Annotated in this window: 25 protein-coding genes and 1 pseudogene; 18 read left to right on the top strand and 8 right to left on the bottom strand. The window is 64.4% G+C overall.

Going from position 1 to position 25,399, the window contains the following annotated elements:
- The first annotated feature begins 6 nt into the window (after positions 1 to 6).
- On the top strand, positions 7 to 1,416 hold the full coding sequence (gene atpD / locus BR00_RS11810; RefSeq protein WP_496477803.1) for a F0F1 ATP synthase subunit beta: 1,410 nt from the start codon (positions 7 to 9) through the stop codon (positions 1,414 to 1,416).
- Between the two features lie 24 nt (positions 1,417 to 1,440).
- Complete coding sequence (locus BR00_RS11805) at positions 1,441 to 1,863, top strand: F0F1 ATP synthase subunit epsilon (RefSeq protein ID WP_496477802.1); 423 nt, start codon at positions 1,441 to 1,443, stop codon at positions 1,861 to 1,863.
- 206 nt (positions 1,864 to 2,069) lie between these two features.
- Here BR00_RS11805 and BR00_RS11800 read toward each other — a convergent pair whose 3' ends face one another.
- A complete protein-coding gene (locus tag BR00_RS11800; protein ID WP_496477801.1) occupies positions 2,070 to 4,199 on the bottom strand; it encodes a DUF3536 domain-containing protein in 2,130 nt (709 codons plus the stop codon).
- A gap of 96 nt (positions 4,200 to 4,295) precedes the next feature.
- On the opposite strand from BR00_RS11800, the gene BR00_RS11795 reads away from it, so the two are divergent.
- The 11 genes from BR00_RS11795 (at position 4,296) to BR00_RS11745 (ending at position 13,247) form a co-directional block, all read left to right on the top strand.
- The gene (locus BR00_RS11795) at positions 4,296 to 4,925 is read left to right on the top strand and encodes a hypothetical protein (protein WP_496477800.1); all 630 of its coding nucleotides are present in this window, start codon (positions 4,296 to 4,298) and stop codon (positions 4,923 to 4,925) included.
- Positions 4,925 to 5,464: a hypothetical protein gene (locus BR00_RS11790; protein WP_496477799.1), complete on the top strand. Its 540-nt coding sequence runs from the start codon at positions 4,925 to 4,927 to the stop codon at positions 5,462 to 5,464. The genes BR00_RS11795 and BR00_RS11790 overlap by 1 nt, the downstream gene beginning before the upstream one ends.
- 124 nt (positions 5,465 to 5,588) lie before the next feature.
- Positions 5,589 to 6,641, top strand: a complete 1,053-nt coding sequence (locus BR00_RS11785) for a BMP family ABC transporter substrate-binding protein (RefSeq protein ID WP_496477798.1) — start codon at positions 5,589 to 5,591, stop codon at positions 6,639 to 6,641.
- Positions 6,642 to 6,644: 3 nt separating this feature from the next.
- A complete protein-coding gene (locus BR00_RS11780; protein WP_496477797.1) occupies positions 6,645 to 7,709 on the top strand; it encodes an ABC transporter permease in 1,065 nt (354 codons plus the stop codon).
- Positions 7,706 to 8,626, top strand: coding sequence for an ABC transporter permease (locus tag BR00_RS11775; protein WP_496477796.1), 921 nt, complete (start codon positions 7,706 to 7,708; stop codon positions 8,624 to 8,626). Before BR00_RS11780 ends, BR00_RS11775 begins: the two co-directional genes overlap by 4 nt.
- Positions 8,627 to 8,628: 2 nt before the next feature.
- Positions 8,629 to 9,108 (top strand): xanthine phosphoribosyltransferase, encoded by a 480-nt coding sequence (gpt, locus tag BR00_RS11770; RefSeq protein ID WP_496477795.1) that lies wholly within the window; start codon positions 8,629 to 8,631, stop codon positions 9,106 to 9,108.
- A gap of 1 nt (position 9,109) precedes the next feature.
- Positions 9,110 to 10,609: an ABC transporter ATP-binding protein gene (locus BR00_RS11765; RefSeq protein ID WP_496477794.1), complete on the top strand. Its 1,500-nt coding sequence runs from the start codon at positions 9,110 to 9,112 to the stop codon at positions 10,607 to 10,609.
- Positions 10,606 to 11,259, top strand: coding sequence for a class I SAM-dependent methyltransferase (locus BR00_RS11760; protein ID WP_496477793.1), 654 nt, complete (start codon positions 10,606 to 10,608; stop codon positions 11,257 to 11,259). Before BR00_RS11765 ends, BR00_RS11760 begins: the two co-directional genes overlap by 4 nt.
- A 2-nt stretch (positions 11,260 to 11,261) precedes the next feature.
- Positions 11,262 to 11,687, top strand: coding sequence for a nickel-responsive transcriptional regulator NikR (nikR, locus tag BR00_RS11755; protein ID WP_496477792.1), 426 nt, complete (start codon positions 11,262 to 11,264; stop codon positions 11,685 to 11,687).
- Positions 11,687 to 12,508: a GTP cyclohydrolase FolE2 gene (folE2, locus tag BR00_RS11750; RefSeq protein ID WP_496477791.1), complete on the top strand. Its 822-nt coding sequence runs from the start codon at positions 11,687 to 11,689 to the stop codon at positions 12,506 to 12,508. The genes nikR and folE2 overlap by 1 nt, the downstream gene beginning before the upstream one ends.
- 400 nt (positions 12,509 to 12,908) lie before the next feature.
- The gene (locus tag BR00_RS11745) at positions 12,909 to 13,247 is read left to right on the top strand and encodes a flagellar basal body rod C-terminal domain-containing protein (RefSeq protein ID WP_496477790.1); all 339 of its coding nucleotides are present in this window, start codon (positions 12,909 to 12,911) and stop codon (positions 13,245 to 13,247) included.
- Between the two features lie 18 nt (positions 13,248 to 13,265).
- Here the strand turns inward: BR00_RS11745 and hslO are convergent, their stop codons facing one another.
- Positions 13,266 to 14,171 carry an Hsp33 family molecular chaperone HslO gene (gene hslO / locus BR00_RS11740; protein ID WP_496477789.1) on the bottom strand — a complete coding sequence of 302 codons (906 nt, stop codon included), beginning with the start codon at positions 14,169 to 14,171 and terminating at the stop codon, positions 13,266 to 13,268.
- Entirely contained in the window at positions 14,156 to 14,881 is a 726-nt protein-coding gene (gene sfsA, locus BR00_RS11735; RefSeq protein WP_496477788.1) for a DNA/RNA nuclease SfsA, read from the bottom strand. Before sfsA ends, hslO begins: the two co-directional genes overlap by 16 nt.
- Before the next feature lie 55 nt (positions 14,882 to 14,936).
- On the opposite strand from sfsA, the gene BR00_RS11730 reads away from it, so the two are divergent.
- The 3 genes from BR00_RS11730 (at position 14,937) to amrB (ending at position 19,920) form a co-directional block, all read left to right on the top strand.
- Entirely contained in the window at positions 14,937 to 15,938 is a 1,002-nt protein-coding gene (locus BR00_RS11730; protein WP_496477787.1) for a sigma-54 interaction domain-containing protein, read from the top strand.
- Positions 15,939 to 16,166: 228 nt separating this feature from the next.
- Positions 16,167 to 19,028: a tetratricopeptide repeat protein gene (locus tag BR00_RS11725; protein ID WP_496477786.1), complete on the top strand. Its 2,862-nt coding sequence runs from the start codon at positions 16,167 to 16,169 to the stop codon at positions 19,026 to 19,028.
- 79 nt (positions 19,029 to 19,107) lie between these two features.
- The gene (amrB, locus tag BR00_RS11720; protein WP_496477785.1) at positions 19,108 to 19,920 is read left to right on the top strand and encodes an AmmeMemoRadiSam system protein B; all 813 of its coding nucleotides are present in this window, start codon (positions 19,108 to 19,110) and stop codon (positions 19,918 to 19,920) included.
- On the opposite strand, the gene folD is transcribed toward amrB, so the two are convergent.
- From folD to BR00_RS11705, 3 genes are all read right to left on the bottom strand, one after another.
- Positions 19,917 to 20,771, bottom strand: coding sequence for a bifunctional methylenetetrahydrofolate dehydrogenase/methenyltetrahydrofolate cyclohydrolase FolD (gene folD, locus BR00_RS11715; RefSeq protein ID WP_496477784.1), 855 nt, complete (start codon positions 20,769 to 20,771; stop codon positions 19,917 to 19,919). The genes amrB and folD overlap by 4 nt on opposite strands.
- Before the next feature lie 75 nt (positions 20,772 to 20,846).
- Entirely contained in the window at positions 20,847 to 22,139 is a 1,293-nt protein-coding gene (eno, locus tag BR00_RS11710; RefSeq protein ID WP_496477783.1) for a phosphopyruvate hydratase, read from the bottom strand.
- A gap of 17 nt (positions 22,140 to 22,156) precedes the next feature.
- Entirely contained in the window at positions 22,157 to 22,933 is a 777-nt protein-coding gene (locus tag BR00_RS11705) for a type III pantothenate kinase (RefSeq protein ID WP_496477782.1), read from the bottom strand.
- 124 nt (positions 22,934 to 23,057) lie between these two features.
- On the opposite strand from BR00_RS11705, the gene BR00_RS11700 reads away from it, so the two are divergent.
- Positions 23,058 to 23,261 carry a Trm112 family protein gene (locus BR00_RS11700; protein ID WP_496477781.1) on the top strand — a complete coding sequence of 68 codons (204 nt, stop codon included), beginning with the start codon at positions 23,058 to 23,060 and terminating at the stop codon, positions 23,259 to 23,261.
- Positions 23,258 to 24,100, top strand: a complete 843-nt coding sequence (locus BR00_RS11695; protein ID WP_496477780.1) for a TatD family hydrolase — start codon at positions 23,258 to 23,260, stop codon at positions 24,098 to 24,100. The genes BR00_RS11700 and BR00_RS11695 overlap by 4 nt, the downstream gene beginning before the upstream one ends.
- 42 nt (positions 24,101 to 24,142) lie before the next feature.
- Here BR00_RS11695 and BR00_RS11690 read toward each other — a convergent pair.
- Positions 24,143 to 24,295: pseudogene (locus BR00_RS11690) on the bottom strand (DUF4911 domain-containing protein); the annotation flags it as partial.
- 38 nt (positions 24,296 to 24,333) lie between these two features.
- On the bottom strand, positions 24,334 to 25,389 hold the full coding sequence (locus tag BR00_RS11685; RefSeq protein WP_496477779.1) for a M24 family metallopeptidase: 1,056 nt from the start codon (positions 25,387 to 25,389) through the stop codon (positions 24,334 to 24,336).
- Positions 25,390 to 25,399: the final 10 nt, after the last annotated feature.

Here is a 25,399-nt window from a genome sequence, read left to right as displayed (position 1 = left end):
ACGCCAATGAGTAAAGTCAATACCGGTAAAATCGTCCAGGTCATCGGGCCTGTTGTGGACTTGGAGTTTCCCGAGGGGAAACTTCCCCACATCATGAACGCCATTCTCATCACCAACCCCACCATCGACGACACCGAGGACAACCTGGTGGTGGAAGTGGCCCAGCACTTGGGGAACAACGTGGTGCGCTGCATCGCCATGGACACCACCGACGGCTTGGTGCGCGGACAGATTGGCAAGGATACGGGCGCCCCCATCCAGGTGCCCGTGGGCAAGGCCTCCTTGGGCCGCATCCTCAACGTGGTGGGCCGTCCCGTGGACGAAAAAGGTCCCATCAATGCGGAGAAGACCTACCCCATCCATCGTCCTGCCCCGGCCTTTACCGAGCAGTCCACCAAGATTGAGGTGCTGGAGACTGGCGTGAAGGTTATCGACCTCTTGGTGCCCTTCCCCAAGGGCGGCAAGATGGGCATGTTCGGCGGCGCTGGCGTGGGCAAGACCGTTATCCTCATGGAGATGATCAACAACATCGCCAAGCAGCACGGCGGTATCTCGGTGTTCGCCGGCGTTGGCGAGCGCACCCGTGAGGGCAACGACCTCTACCACGAAATGATCGACGCGGGCGTTATCGACAAGGCCTGCCTCGTATACGGTCAGATGAACGAGCCCCCGGGGGCCCGTGCCCGCGTGGCCCTCACCGCCTTGGCGGCTGCGGAGTACTTCCGTGACGAGGAAAACCAGGACGTGCTCCTGTTCATTGACAACATCTTCCGGTTCACCCAGGCGGGTTCCGAGGTGTCGGCGCTCCTGGGCCGTATGCCTTCGGCCGTGGGTTACCAGCCCACCCTGGGCACGGACCTCGGTGAGCTGCAGGAACGCATCACCTCCACCAACAAGGGCTCCATCACCTCGGTGCAGGCGGTGTACGTGCCCGCGGACGACTTGACCGACCCCGCGCCGGCCACCACCTTCTCGCACTTGGACGGCACCATCGTGCTTTCCCGTCAGATCGCCGAGCTGGGTATTTACCCGGCGGTGGATCCCCTGGATTCCGCCTCCCGTATCCTGGACCCCAACGTCATCGGTTGGGATCATTACAACACCGCCCGTGCCGTGCAGCGGATCCTGCAGAAGTACAAAGATCTGCAGGACATCATCGCCATTCTCGGCATGGATGAGCTCTCCGACGAGGACAAACTCACCGTGGCCCGTGCCCGTAAGATCCAGCGCTTCCTCTCCCAGCCGTTCTTCGTGGCGGCCCAGTTCACGGGCAAGGAAGGCCGGTACGTGCCCTTGGAGGAGACCATCCGCGGCTTCAAAGAAATCATTGACGGTAAGCACGATTCCATCCCCGAGTCCTGCTTCTACATGGTGGGCGGCATCGACGAGGTGCTCGAGAACGCCAAGAAACTGTAATCCTTACGAAGCAGGGGTATTGATATGGCAAAAACCATCACTCTTGAAGTCGTCACGCCAGACCGCAAGGTGCTCGCCGAAGAAGTGGAATACGTCGGCGCTCCGGGCATCAACGGTGAATTCGGCGTGCTGCCCAATCATATCCCGTTTCTCTCTGCGCTTGGCATCGGCAGCCTGTACTACAAGAAAGATGGCAAGAAGCGGTATGTGTTCGTGGCCGGCGGATTTGCGGAGGTCTCTCCCACCAAGGTAACGGTGCTTGCCGAGGTGGCGGAGCGGGCCGAAGAGATCGACCTGGAGCGCGCGCGCCGCGCCCAGGAGCGGGCGGAACAGCGCATGCGGCAGCAGCAGGAGAAAGTCGACCACGCTCGGGTACAGGCGGCCCTGGCCCGGGCCATGTACCGGATGAAAACCCGGCAACAGGCCGCGAGCGAAGGCGGGATCTAACTCCGTCCTGAAATCCAACGCGTTCCGGGCAGGCCTTCTGGGCCTGCCCGGAATTTTTTGGTGCCATGGTGCGTACGGCGGGAGTGTATGGGAGAAGCTTGGGGCTCGCCTCCCAAGCTTTCGGGATATTCGCCGGGGCCGGGTGCGATGCCGGGGGACGACCGGCACATAGCCCCTTCTCCACTTCAGGGGCCGATGCACCCGGGTTACGCAGTGGCGCGAATCGAAAGGTGCTGGCAGACCTCCTGCATTCGGCCGCGTTGCGGGTGTTCCAGGATGCGGTTTTGGGCCTCCCACCAGGCGCATTGGAGGCCCAGCTCCCGGGCGCGGCCCACCAGATCCACCAGGGCCTGCTCCTGGGCAGGGAGCCCATGGGTGAGGCGCACGGCCTGGGCTTCGGCGCGGCGCTCGATGAGGGCGCGTATTTCCGGATTGGCGGCCAAAAGTTCCCGCAGCGCAAGGACCCGTTCGCCAGTCATGGCGATGGCTTGGGTGATCCAGGCCCAAGCGAGCCCTGGTGCCAGGAAGAGGATGTTTGTTTCAAAGCGGCGCTGCCCCAAGTCGAAGGGGCCGAGCACGGCGCCCAGGCGCATCGCCTGTTGGAGGCTCTCCTGAAAGAGGGACTCTTCGCTTTGGGTCTCCAGGATTCGGGAGAGGGCAAGTCGATGCCGATGCGGCGTTGTGCGGGCAAGGGTCAGTGCCGTGAGGGCCAGGGTGCCGCGCTCCAGAGTGCGGGGCCAAGAGTAGTGGATCTGGACGGTGTCGTGTTCGTGGCCTGCCACGTGCAGTTCCAGCCCCGGCCACGTTGCCCGGGCACCGCTGTGGATGCCGCCGTCCAGGGAGAGGTAGAGGGCGAGTTCTTCCATCTTGGGGCGTCGAGGCGTGACCTCGTGCTCCCAGAGGTCTGCGCCGCTGCCGGCGCCAGGACGGTTGGCGTGGGCGTCGGCGAGGATGCGCACCATGCCGGCCTCCACGTCGGGCCCGCCGGTGGCGGCCAAGAGATCCAGGGCGCGCCGCGCCCAGGTGAGCCCGTTCAAAGGTTCGATGCGCGCTAAGTCGTCGAAGAACCAGGCGCAGCTGGCAAAACTGGCAAGCGAACAGCGTTGCATGGCCAAAAGGCGGGCCGCCTGCACCTGATCCTTGGGGTCGGCGATGCCGTGGCGGCGCAGCAGGCCCTCCAGGTCTTCGGCCCCGCACAGGACGCGTCCATACTCTTTGAGGATGCTTCCCGGATGGGCCCCCAGGCGGGCCATGGCCGAGAAGTAGTGGTCATCGACGTAATACTTGAGGTAGTTGAGGGCGCGGCGCAGGGGCCGGCGCCATTCCTGGTCCCAATCGGGGTGCTCTCCTGTGGTGCAGCCGCAATGGGAGCGCCAGCGCTCCACGCCGTGCACGCAGCTCCAGGAGGAGTTCTCGTGGATGAGGGCCTCGGCCGTGGGCGGATGGGCGGCGAGATAGGCTGCGAAGTTGGTGAGTTCCACCCCGTCACGGCCGTTGCGGGCCTGTTCGATGACGTACGCCAGCGCCATCTCGCCAAAGGGGAAATGGTGGCCGTAGGATTCGCCGTCCGTGGCGATGGCGCGGAGCCCTGCTTCCAGTCCGGCTGTGAGCCGCTGCCAAAAGGCTTCCCCGTTTTGCAGCAGTCGTTCGAAGGCCACGGCCTGCGATACCGGGCCGTGGTAGAAAAATACGGAGATGCTGTGTCCGCCTGGGGTCTGGACCAGGTAGGGTTGGTGCACCGGCAGGCTTCCTTCGTCCACCGGATGGAACTCGGCTTCGCCAGGCAGGCGAACGGCCTTGGCTTGGCGCGGAGCGAGGATGGTGAATTGGATGCCTGCGGCGGCCAGCACGTCCAACGTGTCCAGGTCCACGGCGGTCTCCGCCAGCCACATGCCTTGAGGGGCGCGGCCGAAGCGGTGCTGGAAGTCCTGGATGGCCCAGGCCACTTCCAGCTCTTTGTCCAGGCGTGGGGCAAGAGGCATGATGGCGTGATGGTAAACCTGTGCCAGGGCGTTGCCGTATCCGAGCCGGTGGCGGCTTTCGTTGTCTGCCGCGAGGATGCGCTGGTAGGTGTCCGGGGCGTGGCGCTCCATCCAGGCGAGCAGGGTGGGGCCGAAGTTGAAGCTCACCCAGGCATAGGCATTGAGGGCCTCGATGAGGAGCCCGCTGCCGTCGAGCCGGCGGGCGTGGGCCATGGGCGTGTAGCACTCGCGGCAGATGCGGGCGTTCCAATCGTGGTCCGGGGCGGCGCTGCCTTCGGGCAGGACGTCTTCGAGCCATGGGTCAAAGCGCGGCGGCTGATAGAAATGGCCGTGGATGCAGATGGCACGTGTCATGGAGAGCGCTCCTGAAGATGGACTTGACGCCACCGGCCATGTAGAAAAAGAAGCGCCTTTTCGTCAAACCATGTGCCCTTCACATAAGGAATACGTATGGGATTTCTTGCTGGCTCAATGAGCCTTACCCGATTTCGGCTGGTGGAAGACACCGTGGAGCCGACCGTTTTGGCGGAGGCTGCGGAGCGCCTGCGCCGGTACGCCTTTCGGGACATCGACAATACGGCGGAGGAACGTTCCTTCGGCTGGGTGGCCTTCGGCAATATGCTGGACACCTCGTTTGAGAACGAGCCCGTAGATTTGGGAGACTATCTCGTCTTTGCCCTGCGCCTGGATACGCGGCGGGTGCCTGCCGCGGTCTTCAAGAAACACGTGACCGTGGCCATGGGCCAGGCCCTTGCCGCAGCCAAGGCGGAAGGCAAAAAGTTCCTCTCCAAGGACGAGAAGCTGGAGATCCGCGAGCGGGTGGCCCTGGCGCTGCGGGCGCGGTTCTTGCCGATCCCCGCGATATTTCAGGTGGTTTGGAATGTACGGCGCCATCATGTATATCTGGCCTCGGTGCATCCCAAGGTCATCGATTTGTTCCATGAGATGTTCACCCAGACCTTTGGACTGCACCTGGAGCCCATGGATCCGTATTTCTCTGCCCGAGCCCTCCTCGATGTCGCGGAGCTTTCGCTTTTGGATGACCATGCTCCCACGATCTTCATCCCAGGAGTTGTCTGATGGACTTGGAACGCGCACGCCGTATCGCCACCGATCTGGGTCAGGAATTTTTGACCTGGCTGTGGTTTGTCAGTGAGCGGGAGAACGGCCTTTTTGCTACCCCCGGCGGGGAGGCCTTTCGGCTTTTCGTGGAGCAGCGGGTGCGGGTCACCGGCGGCGAAGGCGAGGGCCGGGAAACGGCGGTCTGCAGCGGCCCCATGGCCAGCCTTACCGAGGCGCGCACCGGTCTTGCTGCCGGGAAAAAGGTGGATAGCGTCCGCTTGCGCTTGGAAAAGGACGAGGCCGAGTGGAGCGTGAGCGTGGATGCGGCGCGGCTGACGCTTTCCAGCCTCAAGACCCCCAAAGTGGATATGCGTCTGGAAGAGGGCGAAGATCCGGATGCTCGCATCCTGGAGAAGCTTTTTCTTCTGGAGCAGGCCATGGACTTTTTGGATGCGGTCTGGGCCCGGTTCGTCATGCTTCGGTTCTCCCCTGCTTGGGAGGCGGAAGTCCAGGAGCTGGGGCGCTGGATCGATCGGCGCGGGCGGTTTTCGGACTGACTTCCTTGGGGGCGGGCTCGCGGGTGTGCCATTGCCTCGGGGCGTGCACTTGGCTATGTGCAATGGCCCTGAGGTAACGTGTTGGAGGCTTCTTTCCCGTATTTTTGACGCAAGGAGTTATGGAATGCGCGCACGATGGATGATGGTGCTGGCCATGCTGCTCTGGACCACCGGGGCGTGGGCCAAGGATTTCCAGGTGGGGTTTGTGTATGTCTCCCCGGTGGGCGATGCGGGGTATTCGTACGCCCATGACCAGGGCCGCAAGGCCGTGGAGGCCATGGAGGGCGTGACCACGTCTTTCGTGGAATCCGTGCCTGAAGGCCAGGATGCCGAGCGCGTGATCACCACCATGGCGCGTAAGGGCTACGACATGATCTTCAGCACGAGCTTCGGGTACATGGACCCGACCTTGAAAGTGGCCAAACAGTTTCCCGACGTCAAATTCCTCCATTGTTCCGGGTACAAGACCGCGCCCAATATGGCCAATTACTTCGGTCGGATGTACCAGGCGCGCTACCTGACGGGCATGGTGGCCGGCGCCATGACCAAGTCCAATCTTCTGGGCTATGTGGCCGCCTTCCCCATCCCGGAGGTGATCCGGGGTATCAATGCCTTTGCCCTGGGCGCCCAGGCGATGAATCCCAAGGCCGAGGTGCGCGTGGTCTGGACCAAGACCTGGTATGATCCGGCGCGGGAAAAGGAAGCCGCCAAGTCGCTCTTGGATGCAGGCTGCGATGTCATCGCCCAGCATCAGGACTCTCCGGCCCCTCAAGAGGACGCGCAGGAACGCGGGGTGTATTCCGTGGGCTACAATTCCGATATGGCCAAGTTTGCCCCCAAGGCGCATTTGACGGCCGCGGTGTGGAACTGGGCTCCTTTCTACACGGAAATGGTGCGCCAGGCCCAGGCAGGCACCTGGAAGGCGGACTCCTATTGGTGGGGTATGGACAAGGGCGTGGTGGACATCGCCCCCTTTGGTCCCATGGTGCCGGAAGAGGTCCGCGCCAAGGTGCAGGCCGCCAAGGAGGCCATTGGCAAGGGAGAAAACCCTGTGTTTGTGGGCCCCATCGCAGACCAAAAGGGTGTGGAGCGGGTGCCCGCAGGCAAGGCGCTCTCGGATGCGGAGCTTTTGTCCATGAACTGGTTTGTCCGCGGCGTGGTTGGGACCTTGGAGTAGCCTGTGGCCTTTGTTGTACGTAAACGGCGGGAGCCCCTCCCTTGGTGGGGCTCCTGTCTCGTTTTTCTCGGGGCGGTGGCCGTAGCTTTGGCGGTCGGCGGCGCCCTCTTGAGCTTCCAGGGCAAACCGGCGTGGCGCGGCATGGGAATCTTGCTCGGCAGCCCCGTGGGTTCGGTGTGGGCCCTGGAGGACTGTGTGCTCAAGGCCATTCCCCTTTTTTTGTGCGCCTTGGGGGTAGGACTTTCCTTTCGCATGGCGGTATGGAACATCGGCGCGGAGGGACAATTCGCCTTGGGTGCGGTGGGGGCCACTGGGGTGGCGCTGACGTGGGGAGCGACGCTTCCCGCCTTTGTACTGCTTCCGCTCATGGCCATTGCGGCAATGGTGGCCGGCGGCCTATGGGCCATGATTGCCGCCGCTTTGCGGGTATGGTGCGGGGCGAACGAGACCATCGTCACGTTGATGCTCAACTACATCGGCATCTTGGTGTTGGAATTTCTGGTCTTTGGCCCGTGGAAGGACCCTGCGAGCTTTGGCTTCCCCATGACCGCGGAGTTTGCGCCCGCTGCCCTGGTGCCGGCCCTGCCGGGCACACGCATCCATTGGGGTGTGGTGCTCTGCCTGGTGGTGGGCGTGCTCCTCTCCTGGGTGCTGCGCGCATCCCGGGCGGGGTTTGAGATCGCTGTCTGCGGCCAAAATCCTGCGGCGGCCCGCTATGCCCGGATCCCGTATGCGGCATGGGTCGCCGTGGTGCTCGTGGCGGGCGGCGCTTTGGCGGGCCTTGCCGGATTCTTGGAGGTCTCGGCCGCTTTGGGCCGGCTGCAGCCGAGCATCATGACGGGGTATGGGTATACCGCCATCGTGGTGGCGTGGTTGTCCGGCCTGCGATCCGGAAGCGTGGCTGTCGTGGCGCTTTTCCTCGCGGCCTTGCGCGTGGGCCTGGAGAGTCTGCAATTGGATCTCCAGGTGCCGGCGGCTTTTGGAACCATGGTGGAGGGGACGATGCTGCTCATGGTGCTCGTGGGCGGCTTTTGGACCCGTTACCAGATTGTGCGGAGGCAGGCATGACCGCAGAGATGCTCCTTCCGGTTTTGGCGGCTGCAGTGCAGGCCGGCACTCCGATCTTCTACGCCACTGTGGGAGAGATCCTCATGGAGCGTGCGGGCATCCTCAACTTGGGCGTGGAAGGGGCCATGCTGCTCGGGGCGCTCGCAGGCTTTTGGATGAGCATGGCGACCGGCAGCCCGTGGCTGGGGCTGGCGGCTGCCGCGGGTGCGGGGGCTGCGGCCTGTTTGCTCCACGGCGTGGTCTGCACCTACGCCCTGGCCAACCAGGTGGTCTCGGGTTTGGCCCTCACCATCCTGGCCACGGGGCTGGCCAATTTTCTCGGCACGCCGTACGTCGGCCTTGCGGCCCCGGGGTTCGACCCCATGCCTATTCCTGGGTTGCGGGAGATTCCGGTACTTGGCCCGGTGCTCTTCAGCCAGGACGTGCTGGTGTATTTTTCATACGCCTTGCCGGTGGCGGCCACTGTGGGGCTTTCCCGCACCCGTTGGGGGCTTCGGCTGCGGGCCGCAGGCGAGAGCCCCACAGCGTGCCGAGCGGCCGGGCTTTCCGTTGCCCGGTTGCGCCTGGGCGCGTGTCTCGTGGGCGGTATGCTCATCGGCGTGGGGGGGGCGTACCTGAGCCTTGCCTTCACCCATCTATGGACCAATGGCGTGACCGCGGGGCGGGGCTGGATTGCCGTGGCACTCGTGATCTTCGCCTTTTGGCGTCCTGGCCGGGCGATGGTGGGGGCCTATCTTTTTGGGGGCGTCATGGCCTTTCAGCTTCGGCTGCAGGCCGCGGGTACTGCCGTGCCGTCGTCCCTTTTGCTGATGCTTCCCTATGTCCTGACCATTGTCGTGCTCGCTGTCTCAAGCCGCTGGGGACGCTTCTTTGGGGCGCCGGCGGCCCTTGGCATCAACCCCGAACCTTCGGAATAACCATGACACGCTATCAACGAACCTACCCCATTTCCTGGGATCAGTTGCACCGCGACGCCAAGGCGTTGTCCTGGCGGCTTTTGGAGTTGGAGTATTTTCAGGGGATCATCGCCGTGACGCGCGGCGGCCTCGTGCCTGCGGCCATTGTCGCCCGAGAGTTGGACATTCGCTTGGTGGATACCGTGTGTGTGGCCAGTTATGATTGGCAGGAGCACAAAGGCGAGGTCCAGGTGCTCAAAAGTGTCACCGGCGACGGCGCAGGGTGGCTCATCGTGGACGATTTGGTGGACACCGGCCGCACCGCCAAGGTGATTCGGGAGATGTACCCCAAGGCGCATTTCGCCACCCTCTACGCCAAGCCTGCAGGCCGCCCCTTGGTGGACACCTTCATCACGGAGGTGAGCCAGGATACCTGGATTCTCTTCCCTTGGGATGCCGAATCCCAGTTCGTCCAACCCATTGCAGGCATGCGGCAGGGATAGTGTGGAGCCCATCATCCGCCTGCAGCATATCGTCAAGCGCTTTGGCCCGGTCACGGCATGTGACGGGGTGAGCCTGGACATCCGGCCTGGCCGCATCAAGGCGGTGCTCGGAGAGAACGGGGCCGGGAAATCCACCCTCATGGCGGTCTTGGCCGGTCAGTACCGTCCGGATGAGGGCACCATCCTGGTGGATGGCGTCCCGACCGCCTTTCGCTCCACGCGGGATTCCCTGACCGCGGGCATCGGCATGGTCTATCAGCACTTCACCTTGGTGCCCGCCATGACCGTGGCGGAGAACGTCGCCTTGGGGCAGGAGGGCGGGGCGTGGGTTTCGCCCGCGGCCCAGGCCCGTCGGGTGACGGAGTTGGCCAAGCGCCTGGGGTTGGAAGTGGACCCCATGGCCCGGGTGGCGGACCTTTCCATGGGCGAGCGCCAACGGGTGGAGATCGTGAAGGTCCTTGCCCGGGGCTGCCGGGTGCTCATTCTGGACGAACCCACAGCGGTGCTCACCCCCACCGAGACGGAGGCCCTTTTTGTCGCGCTGCGTCGCTTGGCCGAGGAAGGGGTGGCGGTGGTCTTCATCTCCCATAAGCTGAACGAAGTCTTGTCCGTGGCGCATGAGGTGGCCATCTTGCGTCGCGGCCGCATCGTGGACGAGATGCTCGTCTCCGAGGTGACTTCTCCGGCGGAGCTCGCCCGGCGCATGGTGGGACGGGACGTGCTGCTTGCGGTGGATCGCCCGCCCGTGGAGCCTCGTCAGGCGGTGCTGCGTCTTTCTGGCGTTCATGGAGGCGGTTTGGCCGGAGTGGATTTGCGGGTGCGCCAGGGCGAGGTGGTGGCCGTGGTGGGCGTGGCGGGCAATGGCCAGAGCGCCCTGGTGGAAGTGGTCTGCGGCCTGCGCGCCCCGCAAGGAGGCGAGGCGTGGATTTTGGGCCAACCCTGGGCGGATTTTCACTGCCGCGCCCCGTGGCAGGGCGGCATCGGGTATGTCCCGGAGGACCGCCTCGGGGTGGCGGTGTGTCGGGACATGGACACGGTGGACAATTTCCTCCTCACCACCCGGCAGGGCTATTCCCGCTGGGGATGGATGGAGCGCGCGCGGGCGCGGGCCAAGGTCGTGGAGCTCATGGACACTTTCGGGGTCTATCCCCCGCGGCCCGAGATGGCGGCCCGGCAATTTTCCGGTGGCAATCTCCAGAAATTGGTGCTGGCGCGGGAATTCGCCCGTCGGCCGCGCTTGGTGGTGGCGGATCAGCCTACCCAGGGGCTCGATATTGCCGCCACCCAGGAAGTCTGGCGTGCCCTCTTGGCCGCGCGGGAAGAGGCCGGGGTGCTTTTGGTCACCGGAGAAGTGGCGGAAGCCCTGGCCGTGGCCGATCGCATCGTCGTCTTGTACCGCGGGCAAGTGGTGGCGTCCTTTGCTGCGGACGACGAGGGCGAAGTGGCGCGCATTGGACTCTACATGGCTGGGGCCGCGCGCCAAGAGGAGGCTGCGGTATGAGTGGCGGCGTGCTCTGTGCTCAAGTGGCGGGACGGCGTTGGGAGCTTTTGCGGCCGGCGGATCTGGAGAGCCTGTGGGCGGACTTTCCTGAAGACGACCCTGCGGCCGAAGACCGTATCCCCTACTGGGTCGAGCTGTGGCCCGCCGCAGTGGGGCTCGCCCGGTTCGTGGCGCGCGAAGGTGTGGCCGTGCAGGGGCTGCGCTGCCTGGATGTGGGCTGCGGCCTTGGGCTTTCCAGTCTGGTGGCGGCGCAGTGCGGGGCGCAGGTGGTGGGGATGGACCTCATCCATGGCGCGCTCGCCTTTGCTCGCAGGAACGCGGTGCACAACGCCGTGGCCGTCGCGCCGAGCTGGGTGGCCGGGGATTGGAATCGCCCCCCGTTTCGGCCTGCGAGCTTTGCCCGCATTTGGGGGGCGGATATTTTGTACGAGACGCGGTTTTTCCCTGCCTTGGAAGGGCTTTTCCGGAGGCTTTTGGCCCCGGGGGGTCGGGTGTGGTTGTCGGATCCGGACCGGGCGGTGTCCCGTCCGGTATGGGATCGCTTCCGGAGTTGTGGCTGGCGGGTCATCTGCCGGCAGGAAGCGGAGCTTCCCTGGTACGGGAAACCGTCGCTCGTGCGTATTTGGGAACTCCAACTCAAGGGGGAGTGAGCATGGGACAGACCATCCGTTTTGGCGTGTCGCTGGATTCGGACCTGCTGGAGAAGTTCGACGCCCTGTGTGAGGAGCGCTGCTACCAGACCCGCTCCGAGGCCATCCGGGATCTGATTCGGAACGCCTTGGTGCAGAAGGAGTGGGAAGATATCAACAAAGCCAAAGAGATGGTCGGTACCCTCACTTTGGTGTACGATCACCACCAATCGGATCTGGCCCAGAAGATGACCGAGATCCAGCACTCGTCTTTGGATGTCATCGTGGTGTCCCTGCACGTGCACCTGGACCACCACAATTGCATGGAAGTCCTGGTCCTGCGTGGCCCGGGTCAGGAGCTCAAGGTGACCGCGGAGCGGCTCATCGCCACCAAAGGGGTGAAGCACGGCAAGCTCACCCTGTCCACTACAGGTCAGGATTTGCCGTAATGCGTGACGTGCAGCGGGATCCGGCGGAAGTCCCCCTGCCCATCGACCGGGTGGGCGTGCGGCACGTGGCGGTGCCGCTTCGGGTGCGGGACCGGGAGCGTGGGGTGCAGCATACCGTGGCCCAGGTGGAGCTGGGGGTGGAGCTGCCGGCGCATTTCAAAGGCACGCATATGAGCCGGTTTCTCGAGGCCCTGGCTGCGGCGGACTTCGCTCTGGATGCCCAGACCTGTCGCACACTTCTGGCCGATGTGCGCGCTCGTCTGGAGGCGCGACGGGCGTTCCTGTGCTTTCGGTTCCCGTATTTTCTGGCGCGTCATGCCCCAGTGACCGGCAGCGCGGCGCCCATGGACTACAGCTGTTGGCTGCGCGGCAGCCTTCGAGAAGACGGCGCCCGTATGACCTTGGGGGTGGAGGTCCCGGTGATGACCGTGTGCCCGTGCTCCAAGGCCATCAGTCGGGAGGGTGCCCACAGCCAGCGGGCGCTGGTACGCATGGAGGCCCAGTTTTCCGGCATGCTCTGGATTGAAGACCTCATCGCCATCGCCCAGGACTCGGCATCCTCGCCGGTGTACCCGCTGCTCAAGCGGGAGGACGAAAAGCACGTCACCGAGACGGCATTTGCCCATCCGGCCTTTGTGGAAGATGTGGTGCGCGCTGCGGCCCAGCGCCTGGCCGCTCATCCCCGGGTGCAGGGCTTTCGGGTGGAGGTGGAGTCCATGGAGTCCATCCATAACCACAGCGCCTATGCGTGTATCGAGTCGTGGACCGACGGCGAGGCGCCGACGCCGCAGTTGCCCCGTGATCCGCATCCGTCCTGCTGAAGGACATCCGACGGGCCGCATGGACCGTAGCCTCCGGCGCCCACTTCGCGATAGTGCGCGACGCTGGACCTTCTCCGTGGACGGTCCTGACGATGCTCGTACGTAGCGCTTGGGGCCGGCTGGACCGCATGCCCCAGGCCGGTTCGGCGCGCTATGGCGCGTTGCGCTCAAGGTGAGTTCCTCTCCCGGCGAGGTTTGGGCGCAGCTGCAGGCCCGCAACGACGCCGCCAAATACCGCTGCGCTCCTCGGAAGCCCAGGCTCCTTGCGGTCGGGGTGGAGTTCCCAAAACCCGCCGCGACCCGTCGTCAGGTCGTGGAATGGGAGGCCGGCGCATAAATTCCGTGCCGGCCTCTGGACGAAGACGGCATCGCTCCATACTGTTCGCACAAGGAGGGCGCCATGGAGACGAATCTCAGCGCTATTTCGGCACTCGGCATCTCGCAGGCGGTCACGGCCAATGACGTGGCCAACATGAACACCCCCGGCTACCGCGCCAAGGAGGCCCGCCTGGAAAGCGGTCCTGGCGACCAGGGCGTGCGTGTGGCGGAAATCCGCGAAGACACCTCTGCAGGCCCGCTCGTGCCGGGCCCGGAAGATACCCTCGTGGAGGGCTCCAACGTGGATTTGGCCACGGAGATGGTGCAGATGGTGCAAGACGAGGCGGCCTATGCCGCCAATGCCGTGGCCATCCGTACCCAGGCGGACATGACTGGGGCGCTCCTCGACACCCTCATTTAACGGTGCCGATGCACCCCATTAGGCAGGGGCGCCGCTTTCCGGCTGCGGGGGGCTGGGGAGTTGGCGCACGAGCTCGTGGAGTTGGATCGGGGAAAAGCGATATTCTTCACCGCAGAACTCACAGCGGATGGAGGTGGCCTCTTCTTCTGCGGCGAGGCGCAAGAGTTCGTCCCGCCCCAAGGTGCCCAGGGCTTGAAGGATGCGCTGCTCGGAGCAACTGCACCGGAACGCCACGGGGGATGTTTCGAGAACTTCCATGTCCATGCCGTGGAAGATGCGCTCCAAAAGTCCTTGAGCGGACGGCTCGTCGTGGAAAATCCGGCCAAGAGGCGGCAAGGTTTGGATGCGCTGCAAAACCGCGTCGACGGCATCTGCATTGGCCGGCGGAAGGCTTTGGATGAGAAACCCACCCGCCACCATGACGCCCCCGTGGGCGTCCGGGATGGTGGTGACGCCCACTGCCGAGGGGATTTGCTCGGATTCGGTGAGGTAGTAGGCCACGTCCTCGCCGATCTCTCCTGAGACCAAGTGGACCACTCCCTGATAGGGGGTCTTGAGGAGGAGGTCCTTGGAGACCGTAAGCACCCCGGCCCCCAAGGCTCCGGCGACGTCGAAACGGTCGTGACGAAGCGGCAGATCCACGTCTGGATGGGCCACGTAGCCATGCACCCCGCCGTGGGCATCGGCTTGCACCACAATTTTTTCCAGCGGACCGCTGCCTTCGAACTTGAGGGCGAGACGCTGCCGGCCTTTGAGCAAGGCGCCGAGCAGTACCCCGGCGGTGAGCGCCCGGCCGAGGGCCACGGCCGCCGTAGGCGCTGGCTGGTGGCGGCGGCAGGCTTCGGCCACGGTATTGGTGGTGATGCACGCCACGGCGCGAAGATTGACGGAAGGGGCGAGAACGCGGGTCAAATGGTCGGACATGATGACGCTCCGGGAAGGACAAGAGGAAGGCGGTGCCGCAGACGGATGCCGTTTGGGGACGGCTCCAAGACATAGGGGAGCATACGCACGCCGGCGCGGAGCGCTGCGGCGAATGCCTGAGTAAAGGCCGGATCGATATGGGCGGCAGGGCCGAAGGCCGCGCAGTCTGTACGCTGGATACCAAAGAAAATCGCGGTCTCGACCCCTGCCTTGGCCATGGCGGTAAGTTCCTCCACATGCTTGGTGCCTCGAACCGTGACCGCATCGGGGAAGAGGGCCGTCCCTTGTTCCGCCAGAGTGACGTTTTTGGTCTCCACCCAGATGCGCCCTGCAGGGCCGTCCAGGACAAAGTCCAACCGGCTTTGGCCGTGGCGGACTTCTGCGCGCAGCTGCGCAAAACCGGCGAATTCCGGGATGGCGTTTTCGTGCACGGCCTGGCGGAGCATCCGCCCCGGCACGGCGGTATTGACGCCGATCCATGTCGTCTCCGGGCAGACCAGTTCCAGGGTATAGGGCAGTTTTCGCCCCGAAGACGTGGCCCGTGACAGGAGAATGGGCATCCCGGGGCGCAACAGTCCACGCATGGATCCGGAATTATTGGTATGCGCCATGGCAGGTCGCCCGTCCACCAGGCAATGCACCAGAAAGCGCTTTTCCCGGCGGACGAATTGTGCCGAAGTGAGGGGATGAGGAAAGGAAAGAAGCGTCATATTCTTGACAGCGCCTGCGGTCCGCATCAGGAAGTGGGCAACGAGGCAGGTGACCATGGCATTCGACACATCGGGGATACTGGGCGCAAGCCCGGCATTGCAAGGGGTTTTTCGGGTACTCTCCAAAGTAGCTCCCACGGATTCCACGGTGCTCGTGACCGGGGAGTCCGGCACGGGCAAGGAACTTCTGGTGCGTGCCCTGCACCGGAACAGCCCCCGCCGGGACAAACCATTCGTGCCCATCAATTGCGGGGCCATTCCCAGGGATCTTCTGGAGAGCGAGCTCTTCGGTCATGAGAAAGGGGCTTTTACCCATGCCATCCGTACCAAGGCAGGGCGTTTTGAGCTGGCGGAAGGCGGGACGGTCTTTCTCGATGAAATCGGTGAGATGGATCTTGCTTTGCAAGTGAAGATCCTGCGCGTCCTGCAGGAAAAAGAATTCGAGCGCGTCGGCGGCACCAAGACCCTGCATGCTGACGTGCGCGTGGTGGCGGCGACCAACCGCGATTTGGAAGAGGAAGTCCGTCAGGGGCGTTTTCGTGAGGACCTCTACTACCGCCTCAACGTCATCCCCATCCATTTGCCGCCGCTGCGTGAACGCGGAGACGACATCGTGCTCCTGGCCGAACACTTTCTCCAGCGCTTCTGCCAGCGCCAAAAGCGGCCGCCGCTGCCGCTCTCCCCAGAGGCCCATGCTGCGCTGCTGGCCTATTCCTGGCCGGGCAACGTGCGCGAGCTGGAAAATTTCATGGAGCGCATGACCATCCTCTGCGAAGGGGACCAAATCTGCCTTCAGGATTTGCCTGCCAAGATCTTGCAGGAAGTGGGGTGCGAGCCGCCCCTGCCCGAACCCGCGTCCGCGTCGGAGGGATTTCGTTGGCCGACCTTGGCGGATTTGGAGTCCCTGGGCTTGGGGCTCAAGGAATTTCTCGATGCCGCCGAGGCCCGGCTGGTGGACGAGGCCCTGAGCCAAAGCGATGGGGTCAAAAACCGGGCGGCCGAACTTTTGGGCATCAAGCGGACCACCCTCATCGAAAAGCTCAAAAAGCGTGGATAGCCGCGGCCCTGGATCGCAGCAGGAACATGACGGAATTTTGGTTGGTGTTGCTTCAAGTTGCCCGATTCTTGCTAGAGGCTCGGCGTGCGGCACTCTATTTTTGCCAGGTGCATCTGGCCCCTTTTTGGCAGCCTTCTGCTCCTTGTCCCGCTTCCTGTAAGGGCGGCGAGCTATTATTGGAGCCGGCAGCCTCAGCATGAGCGGCTCGTCTTCCACTTTGATACCGTCATGCCGCCGTTGGACACGGCCCGCACCAGCGCCACGGAAATTACGTTGCGCCTGCCTCAAGGCATTTGGAAAGCCGAAGCCCGGCCTGCACCTTTTGACCTGACGCCATCCCGTCTTGTCGCCGCCGTACGGGTGGAAGGGGACGCCTTGGTGGTCCAGCTGCGGCGTGAAGATGTGGATTATCTCGCCTATCCGTTGCCGCGGGAGAACAAAATTGTGCTGGAGCTTACGCGCCGGCCCAAAACTCCCCCGGCGGCCAATGCCACGGAGAAGAACGCGACTCCTGAGGGAGCGTCCAACACCTCGGCCGACACTCCGCCGCCTCCGGAAAACGCCTCCGCCGCGCAGCTCCCTCCGGCGGATGTTTCCGCCAATACGACCATATCGATCCCCCACCTGGAGATACAGCCGCCCGCGGCAGGGGGGAACGAAACGCCAGCACACCGGATGCGCGCCGCCATTGCCCCGGCGGGGCCTCCGCCGCCGTCCCCCCACCGCGTGCGCTCCCGCATCGATGCGACCGCTACCCCGGAGCGTCCCGGCGAAGTGCTGCAGGCTGCTGCGTCGCCGACGTTCACTAAGGCGCCCTCGGGGCCGCAGCAAACGGGCGGAGAAAGCCCGTCCGCCGCGCCAGGGGCACTGCAATCGGCAGAAGTCAATGCCTCGGTGTCTGCGGAGGGGGCCGCGAACCCAGCCCCCCCTGCAGAGCCCCCCGCGGCTGCCGTTGGTGGCGCTCCTGAATCTTCCTCGCCGCGCGAAAACGCAGACGCTCGCAATGCCACGGCCAAGTCCACCCCCCCGGCCGGTGCGGAACAGCCTCCTGCGTCGGTAGCCGCAAACACCAACGCCAGTGCGGAAACTGTTTCTCCTGGGCAGTCCGAGGCCAACGCCACGGACGCCCAGCGCACGGCGGAGTTGGAAAATCTCTTTCAAACCGTACAGGAAACCTTGGCCCGAGGGGATATCCCCGGCGCTCTCGACGGCCTGGAGTCCTTGCGTCGGTATCCAGATCTCCCGGATCACTTGCGTGAAGAGGTGCTGTACACCCTGGCCGAGCTCCGCATGAAAGAGGCCAAGGACGACCTGGCGAGTCAGTACCTCAAGGTCCGCGAAGCCTTCTTGGAGGCCCTGAACTTTAATCCTGCCTCCGTCCGCGCGCCCCAAGCCCTCATCAATCTGGGGTACCTCAATCTTGCCGTGGGCAACGAGCCCGAGGCCAAGGCCTATTTCGATCTTCTGCGCCGCAAGTACCCCCGAGATTTCCACGTCCCGCTCATCGATTACTATTGGGGGGAGTATTTTTCCCGGCGGGGACAGTGGAGTCAGGCCGCAGACCATTTTCAGGCCGTAATCCAGCAGTATCCCGATTCCCAGCCGGTGCTCCAAAGTGCGGTGGGCTTGGTGCGCGCCTTGGCTGAACTCGGGTTTTGGGCCAAGGCCTGGGAGATCGTGGACTTCGTGGAGAAACGCTGGCCCCGCTACTACATCGACGACCCGGAATTCCTCTCCCTGGCCGGGCAGGTGGCCATGAATCATGGCTTGCTCGATGCGGCTCGGGAGCGGCTGTGGCTCTACTACAACCTGATGGGCGACAAAGGTGCCTCCGCGGACATGGCGCTGGCCCGCATCGGTGATATCTATCTTCGGCAAAATAGTCCTCAGGCCGCCAAAAGGATTTACGAAAAGGCGGCCGCCGAATTTCCGGACAAGGAAGGCGGGCTCATTGCCATGATGCGTCTGGCCGAAGAAGGCATCGTGGATTCTCCCACCCTGGAAGGCATGGCCGCGGTGTTCGATCGGCCCTTCAGCCTGCGGCCGGAGCGCATCTATACCGACATCGTCACCCGGTTTCCGGACTCGCCCTTGGCCCCCATCGCCCGCCTCAAGCTCGCCATGTGGTATTTGTGGACCGGCCGCTTTGATGAGGCCGTGGCCCAAGGCCGACGCTTTTTGCAGGACTATCCCCAGCATGCGCTGGCGTCTCGGGCAAAGGAAACCATCTTCACCGCGCTTACCCGGTGGATGGCCCGGGATGCGGAGGAGGAAAACTATCGCGGCATTGTGACCCGCTTCGAGGCCAATCCGGATATGGCGAAGCGGCTTTTGGAAAGCGATCGTCTGCGCCTGGCCTTGGCCATGGCCTACCTCAAGCTCGGACAGCCTGAGAAGACGTTGGAGATCGCCCGTCCCTTCTTCTACGGCTCCATTGCCCAAGGGGAGTTTTCCCTGCCTGCCCTGGATTTGGCCCTGGCCGTGCTCGTGGATTTGGGGCGCTGGAGCGACGTGGTGGACTTGGCCTCCCGAGTGAAGGACTGGAATTTGGGTGAAGCGCGGCAGCGTCAGGTGGACTACGCCCTCGCCCTTGCGTTTGAGAATTTGAATCAGGAAAAAGACGCCCTTGCCATCTGGCGGCACTTGGCCATCGACGTGGATCTCCCGCCCACGCAGCGGGGCCATGCCCTCTATTTTCTCGCTCGCGCCGCGTATGCCGAAGGAGAGTGGGAGCAAGCGTACACTGCTGCCCAGGAAGCCCTTTCCTTACTGCTGCACAAGAACAGCGATCCCGAAAAGATCCGGGACGCTTTGGCCATGTTGACGGATATCACGGAAAACACCGGCCGCCTCGATGAGGCCCTCATGTGGGCTGAAGAATACGAGCGTCGGCTGGAGCCGAAGACCCCCCAGTGGTCCGCATGGGTGTATCGTAAGGCCCAGATTGAGCGGCGTTTGGCCCGGGAAGAGGCCTGGCGGGCGAGCCTCAACGCCCTGATCGACGCGGCCCCGGATTCCCTGTATGCCCGCATGGCCCGTTCGGACCTCACGGCCGCGGCCATTGCCGAGCGTCTGGATCGCCTTCAATAACCGCGTACAGTGGGAGTGAAGGCGGCATGCCCACGGGCATTGGATGCGGCGAAAAGCGCCTTTGGGAAAGGAGATGTCGATGAGCCAAGATCGGTTCCCTATCGTTGCCGGACAATTTTATCCTCAGGACCCAGAAACCCTCAGCGGCGTGGTGCGTGCCGCCCTCGCCAAAGGAAAGGAGCGACAGCACCCGACCCTTTTGGCCATGGCCCCCCATGCGGGCTACATGTTCTCCGGCCGTCTGGCGGGCGAAACGCTTGGTGCGGCCAACCTGGCGCAGACCGTGATCCTTTTAGGCCCCAACCACACCGGCCTGGGAGCCCCCATGGCAGTATGGCCCCACGGCCGGTGGCATATCCCAGGAGGGGCGCTGGAGGTGGACGCCGCGCTGGCGCAGGCGCTCCTGGAGGCCGAGCCCAGCCTGACTGCAGACACGGCGGCGCATCTGCGGGAGCACTCACTGGAAGTCCTCCTCCCTTTCCTTTTCGGAAAAAATCCTGCCATGCGCATCGTACCTATCGCCGTGGCCGATCCCCGGCCGCAGGTGCTTGCGGGGGTTGCCGCCCGCATGGCCGAGGTGACTCAGGCGTGGGAGGAGCCCGTCAGCGTGGTGGTGAGTTCCGACATGAATCACTTCGCCGACGACGCCACCACCCGGAAGGTGGACCGTCTGGCCATTGATCGCATCCTCGCCCTCGATCCCATGGGGCTCTACGGTGTCGTGCGCGAGCATGGGATCTCCATGTGCGGGGCCTACCCCATGACCTTGGGGCTGCAATGGGCGTGCATCCGGGGCGCCAAGACGGCCGAACTGGTGGGCTATGCCACCTCGGCCGATGCCGGCGGCGACACCGACCGGGTGGTGGGCTATTGTGGCGTGCTCGTTGCTTAAACGCGCGGGGCGGAGTGCTGGCGGTAGGCCGTAAGGGTGTTGGCAAGCAGCATGGCAATGGTCATGGGCCCCACGCCGCCGGGCACAGGCGTCATGGCCGCGGCCTTGGGAGTGAGTGCGGGATAGTCGCAGTCGCCCACAAGGCCTGCTTCGGTGCGGTTGATGCCCACATCCACCACGACGGCGCCTTCGGCCACCATGTCTTCCCGGATGAGGCACGGCATGCCCACTGCGGCCACGAGGATGTCCGCCTGGCGGGTGATGGCCCCCAGGTCCGGAGTGCGGGAGTGGCACACGGAGACCGTGGCGTGGGCTTCCAGGAGCATGAGGGCCATGGGCTTGCCCACAATGGTGCTGCGTCCTACCACCACGGCGTGTTTGCCTGCGCAGGTGATGTCGTAGCGTCGCAGAAGCTCCATGACTCCGGCCGGGGTGCAGGGCCGCAGCCCGGGGAGGCCCTGTACGAGGCGGCCCATGTTTTCCGGGTGGAACCCGTCCACGTCCTTGTGGGGGGCGATGCGGGTAAGGCACTTTTGGGTGTCGAGGCCGCGAGGTAAGGGGAGCTGGAGTAGGATGCCGTCCACCGCAGGGTCGGCGTTGAGGGCGTCGATGGTGGCCAGGAGGCTTTCCTGTGTGGTTGTCTCCGGCATGCGGATGACCTGAGAGACAAAGCCGACTTCCTCACACGCCCGTTCTTTGTTGCGCACGTATACCTGGGATGCCGGATCTTCCCCCACCAAAATGACGCAGAGCCCGGGGACGCGTCCGCCACGGGCGCGGATGTTCTCCACTTCGGCGCGGATTTCCGCCCGCATCTGGGCGGCTACGGCCTTGCCGTCGAGCACGATCATGCAGTTCTCCTTATGGGATGCGAAAGCGGGGCCTTGGCCACCGCAAAACGAAGCGGCCCCGAGGGGCCGCTTGCCTTAGTCTTCGTCGTACCAATTGGCCGCCATGGCCGGGCCATAGTAGATGGCAATGTCGTCCAAGGCTTCCTCGATACGCAGCAGCTGGTTGTACTTGGCCAAGCGATCGGAGCGGCACAGCGAGCCGGTCTTGATCTGACCGGCGTTCACCGCCACCGCAAGGTCGGCGATGAAGCTGTCTTCGGTCTCGCCCGAGCGGTGGGAGATGACCGTGGCGTAGGCCGCGCTTCGTGCCATTTCGATGCAGTCCAAGGTTTCGGTGACCGTACCGATCTGATTGAGTTTGATGAGGATGGCGTTGCCCACCCCGCGCAGGATGCCTTCGGCCAAAAGCGTGGGGTTGGTGACGAAGATATCATCGCCCACCAGTTGCAGCCGGTCGCCGAGGTTTTCCGACAGGTACTCCCAGCCGTCCCAATCACCCTCCGCCAGGCCGTCTTCCAGGCTGATGATGGGATATTTGTTGGCCAATTCGGCGTAGTAGTCGGTGAGCTCTTCGGCGGAGAAGGTGCGATCCTCGCCGGCGAAAACGTACTTGCCGTCATGGAAGAACTCGGAGGCCGCAGCGTCCAGGGCGAGGGAGATCTGTTTGCCCGGCACGTAGCCAGCCTCTTCGATGGCGCGGACGATGTAGCCGAGGGCCTGGTCATGGCTCGCCAAATTGGGGGCAAAGCCGCCCTCATCGCCCACGCTGGTGACGTGGCCGTCCTTGTGGAGGATTTTTTTCAGGGTGTGGAAAGTCTCCGCGCCCATGCGCAGGGCCTCGCGGAAGGTCTCGGCGCCCAAGGGGACGATCATGAATTCCTGGATGTCCAGGTTGTTGGGCGCGTGGGCGCCACCGTTGACGATATTCATGAGCGGCACGGGCAAGACCTTGGCATTGACCCCGCCCAAATAGCGGAAAAGGGGAAAACCCACATGCGTCGCCGCGGCCCGGGCCACGGCCATGGACACGCCCAGCATGGCATTGGCGCCCAGCCGGCTTTTGTTCTCCGTGCCGTCCAGATCGATGAGGGCCTGGTCAACCTCGTTCTGGCGCAGCGCGTCCATGCCGACCACTTCTGCGGCGATGTCTTCCATGACATTCTTGACCGCGGTCTCCACGCCCTTGCCGCCGTAGCGGGCGGGGTCGCCGTCGCGTAACTCCAGCGCCTCGCGGGTGCCGGTGGACGCCCCTGAGGGCACGGCGGCGCGGCCTTTGGCCCCGGATTCCAGAACCACTTCCACTTCCACGGTGGGATTGCCGCGAGAGTCGAGAATCTCCCGGGCGAAAATGCCGGTAATGGTGCTCATGCCTCCTCCTTCAACGGTTAGGGGATAGGGGAAAATGCGATCCGCTGCAGCCCGCGCAGCAGCAGGTCCGGGACGAGGTGCTCCAGGGCGTCGGTAATCCGGGCGATGGTGGAGGCAAAGCCTCCGGTGGCCACCACCTGGGCGTTTGGGTCTTCAAGGCGTTGCCGCAGGCGGGCCACCAAGCCTTCCACCATGGCGGCAAAGCCGAAGAGCACACCATGGTTCATGCTTTGGCGGGTACTGGTGCCGATGGCAAGGGTCGTGTCGTCGAGCTCCAGGATGATGTGCGGAAGCTTGGCCGTTTGCGCGCCGAGCGCCGCCACGGAGCTCGCCACGCCTGGGGCGATGAGTCCGCCCAGGTACGCGTTTTCCTGGACGCAATCAAAGGTTGTGGCCGTGCCGAAATCCACCACGATGAGGGTGGGGGCGGAAAAGAGCATGCGGGCGGCGTATGCGGCGAGCAAGCGGTCCGCGCCCACTTCCTGGGGCCGGGCGTAGCGGTTCTCCAAGGGAAGCACGATATCCTGGAGCACAAAGCGTGCGGGGCACTGCCAAAAACGCTGGGCAGCCTGACGTACCAATGGGTCCAAAGGGGGCACCACGGACGAAGCGACCACCTCGGCGACCGTGTCCACTCCGTGGCGCTGGCGCAGGGCGTCCAGGGCAAGGCCGAGGCTGTCGGCGGTGTGGTGATGGATGGTGGGCAGGGTGTACACGGGCCCTAAGCCTTCGTCCGTGGCGAGGCACGCCTTGATGGTGGTGTTGCCGATGTCAAGGAGTATGCGTGTTGCCATGGGCGGAGTTGTATTCTCTTCCGGGGAAAACACAAGGCTTGCCCTTGAGCTTGGGCGCGCCTCGGCGTAAGCCCCGAAGGCCGCAGCGGAAACGCTGCGGTAAAGGCGCTTTTGAGGAGGATTTATGGCCTTACATCCGGAATTGCTGCAGATTTTGTGCTGCCCGGCCTGCAAGGGCGATCTGGTGGTGCTGGGCGCGGAAGAGGGGCTGCATTGCGCGGCCTGCCAGTTGGTCTATCCCATTCGGGACGAGATCCCGGTGATGCTGGTGGACGAGGCCGTGCCCTTCCCGGCGTGGGAAAAGGGCGAGCGGGAGGTTTCGCGGTGAGCCGCAAAGCCCCACGGCCGGCGCCGGAGGCTGCGGCGCTGCCGCCAGGCGGAGTGGACACCCACGCCCATTTGGACGGAGACCGCTACGAAGATCCGCTCCTCGTGCTCGAGCGGGCGCGCGCCTGCGGCGTGAGCGCCGTGGGCAACGTGTTCTTGGGGCCTGCGGCGTACGCTGCGGACCATGCGCGGTTTCGCGTGCCTGGAGTGTTTTTCCTCTTGGGCATCCACCCGCACGAGGCGGATCAAGCGACCCCCGATGCTTTGGCGGCCATGGAAGCCGCCTTTCGCGAGGATAGCCGCCTGCGCGCCGTGGGCGAGATCGGCCTGGATTACCACTATGACTTCCATCCCCGGGCCGTGCAGCAGGATGCCTTGTGCCGCCAATTGGAGCTCGCCCTCCGATTGGATGTCCCCGTGGTCATCCACAGCCGTGAGGCCGAAGACGACACCCTCGCCATTTTGGAACGCATGGGCCTTACCCACCGGCCGGTGCTGTGGCATTGTTTTGGGCTGGGCGCCGATTGGGCGGCGGAGATCGTCCGCCGCGGTTGGATCCTCTCCATCCCCGGCCCGGTGACCTTTCCCAAGAATCACGCCTTGCGGGCCGCAGTGGCGGGGCTTCCTCCCGATTCCTTCGTGCTGGAGACCGATTGTCCCTATCTTGCGCCCGAACCGTACCGGGGCCAGCGCAACGAACCCGCGCTACTGGTCTTCACGGCCCGGGAGGTGGCCCGGCTGCGTGGGGAGGACCCGGCGCTCGTGTGGCGGCGCTGCGGGGCTACGGCCCGGCGCTTCTTCGGGATCCAGGAGGAGACGGGCGCCGAGGGCGGGAAGTAGGGCGCGCACCTCGGTTTCGGCTTCACGGGTGCATCGCAGTTTGAGTACCGCCCGAAAGCGATCAAGCACCGTGGCAATGGCCAGGTGCCCGTAGGCCTCCAGCAGAAAGCGGAAGCGGGCGATGTCGGTCCGCGGGACCTCCACGTAGAGGACGCGGCTGCGTCGTGGCTTTGGAGTTGGGGAGTGGTTGGGCATGGGCTTTTGTGGGGGGGCTGGGGAGCGCCCGGATGCATCTAGAGGACTTCGTGTCCCGTTTCGGTCACCACCACCATGTGTTCCCAGCGCACGCCTCCCCAGGGGAAATAGAGCCCCGGTTCCACGGTGACCACCATGCCCGGCTCCAGGATGGTGGGATCGTGGGCCGCCAAGCGCGGGGCCTCGTGCGTCTCCAGACCGATGCCGTGCCCGAGGCTGTGGGTGAAGTGCTCGGCCACGCCATGGCGGGCCAGAAACTCCCGGGCCACACGGTCCACTTCGGCACACGGGACTCCAGGGGCGATTGCTTCGATGGCCGCGGCCTGGGCCTCCTGCACCAGGGCGAGGGCGCGGGAAAACTCTGGACCGGGGCGGCTGCCATACCAGAAACTGCGCGTCTGGTCCGAACAGTAGTCCTGTAGACGGCAGCCCATGTCCACCAGGACCGGGGTCTCGGGCTCCAGGCGCTGGTTTCCGGGGATGGCATGGGCCTTGGCGCCGTTTTGGCCGAATCCGACGATGGTGGGGAAGCTCAAGGCCTCGGCCCCGGCTTCGCGGAAGCTGCGTTCCAGCTCCCAGGCGAGCTCGGCCTCGGTGATCCCGTGGCGCAGCATCTCGGTTACCCGGGCGAACACCCGGTGGTTGACGGCGCAGGACGCCCGAAGCCGGGCGATTTCCTCTGCACTCTTGATGCGGCGCATCTCCTCCACCAAGGGCGGGGCGGGGTGCAGCTGGATCTTTTCCGCCAAGGCCCGGTATTCGCGGACGCACAGGGAGTCTTCCTCCACCCAGAGTTCGGCGACGCCGAGGTCGCTCAGCATGGCGGCAAGGTCTTTGCGGCGACGGTAGATGACCACGGATTCCGCGCCCAGGCACTCGGTCGCCGTCTCCTCGAAGCGGGAATCGGTGAGGAGCGCGTTCGGCCCGTCCAGGCGGATGAGGAGCACGCCCGAGGACTCGTTGCACTGGGTGTCGTGGAGTTCGAAGCCCGAGAGATAGTAGCGGTTGGCAGGGGCGGAGACGAGCAAGGAGCACACTCCGGCAGCCTCCATGGCGGCTTGGAGACGGGTACGGCGGACAGCGTAGTCGTTCATCGGCAACCTC

The organism is Thermodesulfomicrobium thermophilum DSM 16697, from assembly GCF_059568695.1.
This window is presented reverse-complemented; position numbering and strand designations above follow the sequence as displayed.